Here is a 10,646-nt window from a genome sequence, read left to right as displayed (position 1 = left end):
GGTGCCGATGACGCACCGCCGCGACGCCCTGGCCGGGGCGGCGGCGTTCGTGCTCGAGGTCGAACGCTCTGCCCAAGGGGTGCCTGAGATGGTCGCCACGGTAGGGGAACTGCAGGTCGCACCCGGCGCCCTTAACGTCATTCCCGACCGGGCCGTACTCAGCCTCGACCTCCGGCACGCTGACGACGCCATCAGGGAACGTGCCTTCGCCGAGTTGGAGGAAACGGCGAAGCGCATCGCCGCGCAGCGCAAACTCGAGCTCCGCTGGACGCCGCTCGGCGCTCAGCCCGCCACCAGGATGGACCCGCGTCTGAGCGAGCTGCTCGAGGCGGCGCTGGGAGGGGGCGCCCTCAGGCTCGTCAGCGGCGCCGGCCACGACGCCATGATCATGGCCCGGCAGGTGCCCAGCGCTCTCCTCTTCGTGCGCTCGCCGGGCGGCGTCAGCCACCACCCCGACGAGACGGTGAGCCTGGAGGACGTGACCGAGGCGCTCGAGGTCGTGAGCCGCTTTCTGACGCTGCTCGAAAGCCAGCCGGAGACGCATGCCGCGCCATGACCTGATCGTCAGGGACGCGACCGACGTGCGGCCGGAGGAAACTCGGTGCTCGAGCCCGGCTTCGACGCCGACTTCGCACTCGTGGACCTGAAGGCAATCCACACCCCCAGCGAAACTTCCCTCCTCACCCGTCACAAGCTCAGTCCCTATCTGGGTCGGAGTTTTCGGGGCGTAGTCAGGTCGTGTTCAACCAAACACCCTTCTCGAGCTGAAACCATCTGCTACGGTTATTCTCTTGTGCTACAGTCCTTGTGCTACAGTCCTTGTGCTACAGTCTAGGACAGAGGTGAAGGCAATGGACAAATCACGGTCTTTAGAGCCAACCGCTGGAGAAACCATCCAGATGCGGACAGCGATAGAGGGATACATCGCGGAAATAGAGCGGCTACGAGAACAGATGCAGCGTGACCACGCCGACATAGAGAGGTCCAGGGAAAGAACGCGGGCCATGCTGGCGCAGCTAAAGGCTGTCTAAACCGTGCTCAGGCAGCTTTACGAGCTAGCCAAGCAATTGTTCTCACTGGCGCAGGAGACCCAGCAAAACAAAGCGGACATCAAGGCCTTGCAGGAGCAGGTGGAAGAGCTGACCAACGTGGTACAAACGTTGGCGTTCGAACTTCGTCGCGCCCGTGAGAACGAGGCGCACGAGCGAGAGAAGATGGCGCTGCGCCTCGAGAACAGCTTGTTGCGGTTCGAGCGTCGCCTGCCGCAAGATGGCGAAGGGCGCGAATAATTCGTCAGGGCTGTATTCGACCATCATGGACATGGAGACTACTCATGACCCTCTTCGGACAGACGCGAACCCAAGTCAAGCCGGACCACGCCATCATCGCCCCGGACGGCCACGTCCCGACGGCCCTGTCGGGCTGGAAGGACGCGCAGGCCGTCGTCCTCATCTCGCCGCAGCTGGGCGCGCGCTTCAGCCAGTACCTGACGCTGATGGAGGCGGGCGGCGAGGGGGTGAGCCCGCTGCCCGGCCTCGAGCGCTTTCTCTACGTCCTGGGGGGCGGCTTGCACCTGCACATCGAGAGCAGCGCGACCGAGCTCGCGCCCGGCGGCTTCGCCTACCTGCCCGCGGATACTCCCCACACCCTGATGGCCGAGGTGGCCAGTCGCCTCTGTGTCTTCGAGCGGCGCTACCTCGCGCTCGGCGAGGCCGCGTCGCCCGCCATTCTCGTCGGCAACGAAGCGGAGGTCGCGAGCGAGGCCTTCATGGGCGACCCCGGCCTCACCGTCAAGAAGCTCCTGCCCGAGCTTCCCGGCTTCGACATGGCGGTGAACACCATGCTTTTCGCGCCGGGCACGCCGCTGCCCTTCGTCGAGACGCACGTGATGGAGCACGGACTACTCATGCTGGGCGGCGGCGGCATCTACCGACTGGGGGACCACTGGTACCCGGTGACGCAGGGCGACGCCATCTGGATGGGTCCCTACTGCCCACAGTGGTTCGCTGCGCTCGGCAAGGAGCCCGCCAAGTACCTCCTCTACAAGGACGTGAACCGCGACCCCTTCACCTCCTGGGAGGAAGGTTGATGCTGCTCGAGGACTAGAGGTGCTAGGCGTTCAAAGCGTGTAAGGCAACCTCACATCCGGAAAAGCCGGGTCGAAATCCTTGCTGTTGCGCGTCACCAGCAGGCAACCGTTCCTGCGCGCGGTCGCGTAGATGATCGCGTCCGGCAGCTTCACGCGCTGCTCTTTGCGAATGCCGATCGCCTCTTCCGCTACAGCATAGTCCAGGTGGATCACCTTGAACGCCTTTAGAAACCTCCGCAGAAACCTCTCCTGATCTGCGTCCCTAGCACCTGCCAGCACCTCCATCCAGGTGATGATGCTGATAAGTTTGTCGCGGTAGCGGGAAAGCTCTCGAGCCGCTTCGGCAATGCCGTTCAAATAGTCGATGAGGATATTGGTGTCGAAAACGGCCTTCATGACCATTCCGAGCGAAGGCGCGCTTCGTACTCGAGGCCGTCCAGCGGATCGTCTTTCCACAGGCCGAAGGCGTCATCCATCCCGACCTCGGCACGTCTTTCCAAGTACTCCGCGACCGCCCGCCTGATCAGTTCCGCTCGTGACACGTTCTCTTTTTTGCTGAGTTCGGTAAGCTCCCGAAGCTTATTTTCCGGCAGATCAACGATGGTTCTCATGGCTTCATTATATCATTATATATCGTCATCATATATCATGCACAGCCATCTTCTGCCAAATGCGTAGCCGTACTGCTATACGACCTTTTTGCAGACAAGGCTGGGGCAAAGCGGTAAACTGAAGGATGAGCGTCGACCACGAGTTCAGCATGACCCTCAACGGTGAGGCCGTGAGGGTCGCGGGCGTCTCCCCCACCTCGACCCTGCTCGAGTTCTTGCGCCGTCGCGGCCTGAGCGGTGCCAAGGAGGGCTGCGGCGACGGCGACTGCGGCGCCTGCACGGTGGCTATGCTCGGCCGGGGGCCGGACGGGCGGCCAGGCTACCAGGCCGTGAACGCCTGCCTGATCATGCTCGGCTCGGTCGCCGGGCGAGCACTCATCACCGTCGAGGGCCTCTCGCCCCGGCTCGGTACGCTGCACCCAGTCCAGGAGGCGATGGTGAGGACGGGCGGCTCGCAGTGCGGCTACTGCACGCCGGGCTTTGTCATGAGCATGTTCGTAGCCTACTATAACGGCGGCGTGACGGACGCCGCGCTCGAGGGCAACCTCTGCCGCTGCACGGGCTACTCGGCGATCCGCCGGGCGGCGGCCCTCCTGGAAGGGCCGCGGGAGGACGACCCCTTTCTAAAACCTTTAGAGCGCGTTCCCGAACTGAAGCCCCTCGCCTACGAGGTAAACGGCCAGCACTTCTTCAGGCCGACGACGCTCGAGGGGGCCATAAAGCACCTGCGCGACTTCCCGACGGCCAAGCTCATGGCCGGGGCGACCGATCTGGGCCTGGATATTGCTCGGCGTCACCGGCACTTCCCGGTGATCGTCTCGCTCGAGGCCGTTTCCGAACTCAAGGGGCTCGAGGAGGCCGAGGATCATGTCGAGCTGGGCGCGGGGCTGACCCTGAGCGAGCTGATGGTCCGCTTCCGGGGCAGACTGCCCGCCCTGGACGAGATGCTTCACCTCTTCGCCGGGCGGCAGATTCGCAACCGCGCGACCATCGGCGGCAACCTGGGCACGGCCTCGCCGATCGGCGACCTCGCGCCGGTCTTTTTAGCGCATGACGCCGAGGTTCGTCTGCTGGGAGCGGAGGGTGAGCGGCTGGTGCCCATCGCGGACTTCTTTACAGGCTACAGGCAGACCGTGCTCGCGCCCGGCGAGCTCATCGCCAGCGTGCGCCTTCCCATGACGCTCGCTCCCGGCGCGGTGCGCGGGCTCAACCGGAGCTACAAGGTCTCGAAGCGTCCCGCCGACGACATCAGCACCGTGGCCGCGACCTTTGCGCTCGACTTGGACGAGAACGACGAGGTCGTAAAGGCGCGCCTGGCCTACGGCGGCGTCGCCGCCACCCCGGCGCGCGCCTCGGCAGTAGAGCAGGCGCTCGTCGGCAAGCCCTGGAGTGGGGAGACGGTTCAGGGGGTCAGGCGCCTCCTCGAGGCCAGCTTCACCCCCCTCAGCGACGTGCGCGGCAGCGCCGGCTACCGGCGGCGGCTCGTCGTCAACCTCTTCGACAAGTTCCTCCTTGAGACGAGCCCCCCCGAAACGAACCGGGGGAGGTGAGCGCGTGAGCAACACTAGCAAGGCGAAGTCCCAGCCCACGGGGATTTCCGTTGGCCACGAGAGCGCCGTCGGCCACGTCAGCGGGAGGGCGGTCTACGTAGACGACGCGCGGCGGCCGGACGGGATGCTGTCGACCTGGCCGGTGATGGCCCCGCACGCGCGGGCGCGGATTACCCGCCTGGACGTGAGCGGCGCCTACGGGGTTTCGGGCGTCGTCACCGTGCTCGGCGCCGAGGACGTGCCGGGTGAGAACGACTCGAGCCCGCACACCCACGACGAGCCCCTCTTTCCAGGGGACGTGCGCTACTGGGGCCAGCCCGTCGCCTGGGTGGTGGGCGAGACGGAAACGGCGGCCAGGCTCGGCGCGGCCGAGGTCGTCGTCGACTATGAACCTTTGGAAGCCCTGCTCAGCTTGGAGGCAGCCATTGAGCAACGCTCCTTCCACACCCCCGAGGGCCTGAAAATCGCGCGCGGCGAGGCCGAGGAGGCGCTGGAGAGGGCGGACTACAAGCTCTCGGGCGAGGTCTTCATGGGCGGCCAGGACCACTTCTACCTGGAGCCCCAGACGTCTTGGGCCCTGCCGGAGGAGGACGGCAGCGTCCACGTCCACGCCTCCACCCAGCACCCTACCGAGACCCAGACCATCGTCGCGCGCGTCCTCGGCCTTGCCAAGAACCGGGTCGTCGTCACCTGTCCGCGCATGGGCGGCGGCTTCGGCGGCAAGGAGTCGCAGGCCAACGCCGTCGCGGCCATCGCCGCGCTGGCCGCGCATAAGACCGGGCGCCCCGTGCGCATCCGCTTCAAGCGTGACCAGGACATGATCATCACCGGCAAGCGCCACCCCTTTCTGGGGCGCTACGAGGTGGGCTTCAGCAAAAAGGGCGAGCTGCAGGCGCTCAAGGTGCTGCTCTTTTCCGACGGCGGCTGGAGCAGCGACCTCTCCGAGCCGGTCTTGAGCCGCGCGCTGTTTCACATCGACAACGCCTACTACTGTCCGCATCTCAAGGTCCAAGGCTGGGTCTGCAAGACCAACAAGACCTCGCAGACGGCCTTTCGCGGCTTCGGCGGCCCACAGGGGATGCTGGTCGTCGAGGATGTCTTGGACCGCGTCGCCCGGCACCTGGGCCTGCCGCCCGAAAGGGTGCGCGCGCGCAACTTCTATAGGGGCTCGGGCGAGACCAACACCACCCACTACGGCCAAGCCATCGAGGACAACAGGCTCGCGCGGGTCTGGCAGGAGGTCATGGAGGGTGCACGCTGGGACGAGCGCAGGGCCGAGGTCGCGCGCTTCAACGCTTCGCATCCCCACCTCAAGCGGGGCCTCGCCGTCACCCCCGTCAAGTTCGGCATCTCCTTTACCAAGACGCTCCTCAATCAGGCGGGAGCGCTCGTCCACATCTACTTGGACGGCTCGGTGCAGCTCAACCACGGCGGCACCGAGATGGGCCAGGGGCTTCACGTCAAGATGAAGCAGGTGGCCGCTCGAGCCCTGGGCCTGCCCCTAGCGGCCGTCCGCGTCATGCCGACGAGCACCGACAAGGTGCCCAACACCTCGCCGACGGCGGCTTCGAGCGGTACCGACCTGAACGGCCAGGCGGTCAGGGAGGCCTGCGAGACCTTGAAAGCGCGCCTCGCCCCGATCGCCGCGGCGATGCTGGGAGCACCACCCGACACGCTCGTCTTCGAAGCTGGTTGGGTTTACAGCGAGGGCGGCGCGGAACAGCGGATCGGCTTTGGAGAGGTGGTCAAGCAGGCCTACGCCGAGCGCGTCAGCCTCTCGGCGACGGGCTACTACGCCACGCCGACGCTGCACTACGACCCGGCGAAGGGCCGCGGCAAACCCTTTTACTACTTCGCCTACGGCGCGGCGGTGAGCGAGGTCGAACTCGACGGCTTTACCGGTATGTACACGCTGCGCCAAGTCGACATCGTCCACGACGCCGGCGAGTCCTTGAACCCGCTCGTGGATTTGGGTCAGATCGAAGGCGGCTTCGTCCAGGGCCTGGGCTGGCTCACCTGCGAAGAGGTCGTCTGGGACGAGAGCGGCCGGCTGCTCACCTTCGCACCGAGCACCTACAAGATTCCCACCATCCACGAGGTGCCCGAGAGGTTCAACGTCGCGCTGCTCGAGCGCGCCGCGCAGGACGGCGTCATCTACGGCAGCAAGGCGGTGGGCGAGCCGCCGCTGATGCTGGCCCTGTCGGTCCGCGAGGCGATCCGCGACGCCGTCGCCGCCTTTGGCGAGGCAAGCCAGGTGCCACTGGCCTCTCCCGCCACGCCCGAGGCCGTCCTGCGGGCGATCGAAACCGTCAAGGCGACCGCGCCGAAGACCGGCAAAGCGAAGGCCGGCAAAGCGCTGGTGCCGGGGGACTGAACCGGCGGTCGGGCTTCACGCTAGAATGATGTATGTCTGATGCATGTCCAGCGCGCGCCGACGGGTCCGGGTGAGCAGGCTGTCCGAGCAAGGGCTCGAGGGGTAGCGGCGTGAACTGGCTCGAGCGCGCCCAAGAGCTGTCCCGCAAGAGCGAGCCTTTCGTCATCGCCACCGTCGCCCGGGTGCGCGGCCACGCCCCGCGGGGCGCGGGCAGCAAGATGCTCGTCACGGCGGATGAGGTCTGCGGCAGCGTGGGCGGCGGCAACCTCGAGCAGACCGCTACCCAAAGGGCCAGGGCGCTGCTCCAGGGTGGGCAGGCATCCCCCGAACTGCTCACCGTCCCCTTAGGCCCCAAGGGCGGCGACCACGGGGTGCAGTGCTGCGGCGGCGAGGTGACCCTCCTGCTCGAGAAGGTCCATTCCCAGAGAGCGCAGGTGGCCGTCTTCGGCGCCGGGCACGTGGGCTGGGCGCTCGCGCAGGTCCTGCAACTCCTGCCCATCGAACTGCACCTCATCGACAGCCGCGCCGCCTGCGTGGCGCCGGAGCGGCTGGACAAGCTCTCCCCCGAACGCGCCGCCACGGTGCGGCTTCACAACCCGCAAATCCCCGAGACCGTCCTCGCGGACCTTCCCGCGGGCACGCACGTCCTTGTCCTCACCCACGATCACGCCGAGGACCTGGCGATTCTGGATATGGCGCTGCGCCGCAAGGAGCTGGGCTCGCTCGGGCTGATCGGCTCCGTGAGCAAGTGGGCGCACTTTAAGCGCGAACTGGCGGCGGCGGGCCTCAGCGACGACGACCTGGCGCGCGTCACCACGCCCATCGGCCTGCCGGGGGTGCCGGGCAAGAGCCCGCCGGCGATCGCCATCGCCACCGCCGCGCAGCTTCTCACGCGGCTCGAGCTCGAGGACGCGGCTTTTTTCTAGCCCACGGGCTTCTGGACTCACGGGTTTCCGGGCTCCAGGCCCGGCGCAAACCCAACCCCGGCCGGGTAGCGGCCGGGGCTCGAGGAGGAACGTGGGAGACGCTGCATCGTCTCTAGAGCGAGCATAGCACCACCGGCCGGTAATGCCGGGGTAAATGTCACACCTCGGCCACTGTGACTTCGAGCCCGGCCGCGAGTGCTGGGGTGTAAGCGCTGGGGTATAGTGGGCTCATGACCAAGCCTTGGCCACCAAGCGGGTGTAGAAGGGCAACGACTAGAGCAACTCTCCTGACCCTGCTCGCCCTGACTCTGCTCGCCCTGACCCTGTCCGCCTGTCTGCCGCTCCCCAGGATCGGCTCGAGCGAGGTGCCGGACGACCCCGTCTATCTCGCCCACAGCGAAGCGCTCATCGCGGCGATCGCCGAAATCGCCGAAGGTCTCACGCCCAGGCCCGACTACAGCCCCCTCGCGGTGACCGGCCGCGCCTACGGGTTCATCGGCCTGTCGGCGAGCTCGAGGAGCGGCGACAGCACCTTCCTCAGCTTTACCCTGGCGGGCGAGGAGGGCAGGACCACGCTCACGCCCAGGGGCGGCGGGCCGGGGGCTCGCCAGCTTATCGCCGGCATTCTCGCCGAACTCGACCGCCGCATAGAGCGCGCGCCCTAGCAAAAGGCTGTTCTCGCCTGGCCGACGCCCGCCCCGCCGCCCTGTATAATCCCTTAGCGCAGGAGGCGAGCATGGGCACGAGCAGCACAGACGAGACAAGGGTTACAGACGAGACAAGGGTTGACGAGACAAGGGTCGACGAGACAAGGGTCGATGTCAACTCGTTGAGGCAAAAGTACCTCGAGTTCTTCAGGAGCAAGGGGCACCTCATCTACCCCTCGGCGCCCTTGAAGAGCGACGACCCGGGGCTCATGTTCAACGTCGCGGGCATGCAGCAGTTCAAGCCTTACTTCCAGGGCGCCAGCCCGCGCTTTCCGGGCGTCGAGGGCGTCTGGCCGCGGGTGACCACCTCGCAGAAGTGCATGCGGGCGGGCGGCAAGGACTCGGACATCGAAAACGTCGGGCGCACCAGGCGGCATCACACCTTTTTCGAAATGCTCGGCAACTTTTCCTTCGGCGACTACTTCAAGAAGGAGGCCATCGTCTGGGCTTGGGAGTTCATGACCTCCGCCGAGTGGCTGGGGCTCGAGCCCGAGCGCCTTTACGTGACGGTGTTCGAGACCGACGACGAAGCCTACAAGCTATGGATGAACGAGGTGGGCATTCCCAAAGAGCGCCTTTCGCGCTGGGGCGAGAGCGAGAACTTCTGGCCGGCCAACGCCATCAAGGACGAACGCAGCGGGCCTTGCGGCCCCTGCTCGGAGATCTTCTACGACCGCGGGCCCGATTACGGCTCAGCGGACGAGACCGGCCCCAACACCGGCTCGGGCGACCGCTACCTGGAGATTTGGAACCTCGTCTTCACCCAGTTCAACCTGGTGGACGGCGAGCTGATTCCTCTGCCGCAGAAGAACATCGACACCGGCATGGGCTTCGAGCGCGTCGCCACGCTTATGTCACAAGCCAAAGACGCTTACGGCACCGAGCTGTTTCAGCCCACCATCCAGCGCCTGGTCAAGCTTTCCGGCGTTCCTTACGACGATATGGCAAGCGTGCCGCAGCGCATCATCGCCGACCATAGCCGTTCGGTGACCATGTGCATCGCCGACGGCATCTTGCCCGACAGCGACGGGGCGGGCTACGTCATCAGGATGCTGATCCGCCGCGCCAGCAGACAGGCCCATCTGCTCGGGCTGCGCGAGCCCGTCCTCCATAAGCTCGTCGATGGCGTCCTCGAGTCGATGGGTGAGCCCTATCCTGAACTCGAGGACGCGAGAGAACGCATCAAGACCATCGTCCGCGGCGAGGAGGAGCAGTTTTTGCGCACCTTGGAGGCCGGCATCGGGCGGGTGGGCAGGCTTTTGGACGAGCTCGAGGGCGACCGCCTGCCCGGCGAGGTCGCCTTCGACCTGTGGCAGACCTACGGCTTTCCGCTCGCCCTGACCGAGGAGATGGCCGCCGAGCGCGGCGTCAGCGTCGAGCGCGAGGCTTATAGGAAGGCCAGCGAAGAGGCCAGGGCCCGCTCGAGGGGCGAGCGCGACGCGGGCGGCCTCTTCGGGGGCAGGGATGCCCTGGGCGCGCTCGCCGGTGAGCACGGTGAGACCGCCTTCGAGGGCTATGACAGGCTCGAGAGCGAGGCCACCGTCTTAGCGCTCGTCAAGGAGGGCGAGCTTTATCCACAGGCTGTGGATAACGACGCGGTGGGGGTGATTCTCGACCGCAGCCCCTTCTACGCCGAGGGCGGCGGGCAGGTGGGCGACAGCGGAAAATTGGAATGGGAGGGCGGCAGGGCCCTCGTCTCCACCACCACCAAGAGCAAGGGGGGGCTCTTCATCCATCAGGCCAAGGTTCTGCGGGGCAGGCTCGAGCCCGGCATGAAGGTCCGCGCCTGCGTCGATCCCGCCCGCCGGGAGACCGAAAAGCACCACAGCGCCACCCACCTCCTCCACGCCGCCCTGCGCTCGGTCCTGGGTAGGCATGTCGCCCAGGCCGGCTCGCTCGTCGCCTTTGACCGCCTCCGCTTCGACTTCTCGCACCCCCAGCCCCTCAGCCAGGACGAAATCCAGCGCATCGAGAAACTCGTCAACTCCTGGATCCAAGCGGACTTCGCCGTGACTTGGGAGGTGGTCTCCATGAGCGAGGCGCGCCGGCGGGGCGCGATGATGCTCTTCGGCGAGAAGTACGGCGAGAGGGTGAGGATGGTGGCAATAGGCGACGCCACAGCGCGGAGCGCCGTCTCCACCGAGCTCTGCGGCGGCACCCACGTGCGCCGCAGCGGCGAGATCGGCCTGCTCTTGATAACCTCGGAGGAGGCGGTGTCGGCGGGCGTGCGGCGCATCGAGGCCTTGACGGGCATGGCCGCCCTGCGCTACGGCCAGGAATTGCGCGAGACGGTCGCGGCGACGGCCCGGCGGCTCGGCACCTCGCCGGCCGGCCTGGACGAGCGCTTGGGGCGCCTCCAGGCCGACCTCAAGGCCGCGCAGCGCGAGGT

Annotated in this window: 10 protein-coding genes; 8 read left to right on the top strand and 2 right to left on the bottom strand. The window is 66.6% G+C overall.

What is annotated here, in order from left to right; all coding sequences use genetic code 11:
* The 3 genes from M3498_00825 to allE form a co-directional block, all read left to right on the top strand.
* Nucleotides 1-556 (top strand): M20/M25/M40 family metallo-hydrolase (locus M3498_00825; protein ID MDQ3457839.1); only part of this gene is annotated, 556 nt, incomplete at its 5' end.
* Nucleotides 557-1,034: 478 nt separating this feature from the next.
* Nucleotides 1,035-1,289 (top strand): hypothetical protein, encoded by a 255-nt coding sequence (locus tag M3498_00820; protein ID MDQ3457838.1) that lies wholly within the window; start codon nt 1,035-1,037, stop codon nt 1,287-1,289.
* 44 nt (nt 1,290-1,333) lie between these two features.
* Nucleotides 1,334-2,089 (top strand): (S)-ureidoglycine aminohydrolase, encoded by a 756-nt coding sequence (gene allE / locus M3498_00815; protein MDQ3457837.1) that lies wholly within the window; start codon nt 1,334-1,336, stop codon nt 2,087-2,089.
* Between the two features lie 30 nt (nt 2,090-2,119).
* Here the strand turns inward: allE and M3498_00810 are convergent, their stop codons facing one another.
* The gene (locus M3498_00810) at nt 2,120-2,485 is read right to left on the bottom strand and encodes a type II toxin-antitoxin system VapC family toxin (GenBank protein MDQ3457836.1); all 366 of its coding nucleotides are present in this window, start codon (nt 2,483-2,485) and stop codon (nt 2,120-2,122) included.
* Nucleotides 2,482-2,700, bottom strand: a complete 219-nt coding sequence (locus M3498_00805; GenBank protein MDQ3457835.1) for a ribbon-helix-helix domain-containing protein — start codon at nt 2,698-2,700, stop codon at nt 2,482-2,484. Before M3498_00805 ends, M3498_00810 begins: the two co-directional genes overlap by 4 nt.
* Before the next feature lie 125 nt (nt 2,701-2,825).
* On the opposite strand from M3498_00805, the gene xdhA reads away from it, so the two are divergent.
* The 5 genes from xdhA to alaS form a co-directional block, all read left to right on the top strand.
* A complete protein-coding gene (gene xdhA, locus M3498_00800) occupies nt 2,826-4,250 on the top strand; it encodes a xanthine dehydrogenase small subunit (protein MDQ3457834.1) in 1,425 nt (474 codons plus the stop codon).
* A gap of 4 nt (nt 4,251-4,254) precedes the next feature.
* The gene (gene xdhB / locus M3498_00795; protein ID MDQ3457833.1) at nt 4,255-6,624 is read left to right on the top strand and encodes a xanthine dehydrogenase molybdopterin binding subunit; all 2,370 of its coding nucleotides are present in this window, start codon (nt 4,255-4,257) and stop codon (nt 6,622-6,624) included.
* Nucleotides 6,625-6,734: 110 nt separating this feature from the next.
* Nucleotides 6,735-7,550 carry a xanthine dehydrogenase accessory protein XdhC gene (gene xdhC, locus M3498_00790; GenBank protein ID MDQ3457832.1) on the top strand — a complete coding sequence of 272 codons (816 nt, stop codon included), beginning with the start codon at nt 6,735-6,737 and terminating at the stop codon, nt 7,548-7,550.
* A gap of 230 nt (nt 7,551-7,780) precedes the next feature.
* Nucleotides 7,781-8,215 carry a hypothetical protein gene (locus M3498_00785; protein ID MDQ3457831.1) on the top strand — a complete coding sequence of 145 codons (435 nt, stop codon included), beginning with the start codon at nt 7,781-7,783 and terminating at the stop codon, nt 8,213-8,215.
* 71 nt (nt 8,216-8,286) lie between these two features.
* On the top strand, nt 8,287-10,646 hold a 2,360-nt coding region (gene alaS / locus M3498_00780; GenBank protein MDQ3457830.1), incomplete at its 3' end, for an alanine--tRNA ligase.

It is taken from the genome of Deinococcota bacterium (assembly GCA_030858465.1).
Classification (GTDB): Bacteria; Deinococcota; Deinococci; order Deinococcales; family Trueperaceae; genus JALZLY01.
This window is presented reverse-complemented; position numbering and strand designations above follow the sequence as displayed.

Excerpts from the sequence above, each read along its gene's own strand:
- allE (MDQ3457837.1), top strand. The coding sequence starts at position 1,334 with ATGACCCTCTTCGGACAGACGCGAACCCAAGTCAAGCCGGACCACGCC.
- M3498_00810 (MDQ3457836.1), bottom strand. The coding sequence starts at position 2,485 with ATGAAGGCCGTTTTCGACACCAATATCCTCATCGACTATTTGAACGGC.
- M3498_00805 (MDQ3457835.1), bottom strand. The coding sequence starts at position 2,700 with ATGAGAACCATCGTTGATCTGCCGGAAAATAAGCTTCGGGAGCTTACC.
- xdhA (MDQ3457834.1), top strand. The coding sequence starts at position 2,826 with ATGAGCGTCGACCACGAGTTCAGCATGACCCTCAACGGTGAGGCCGTG.
- M3498_00785 (MDQ3457831.1), top strand. The coding sequence starts at position 7,781 with ATGACCAAGCCTTGGCCACCAAGCGGGTGTAGAAGGGCAACGACTAGA.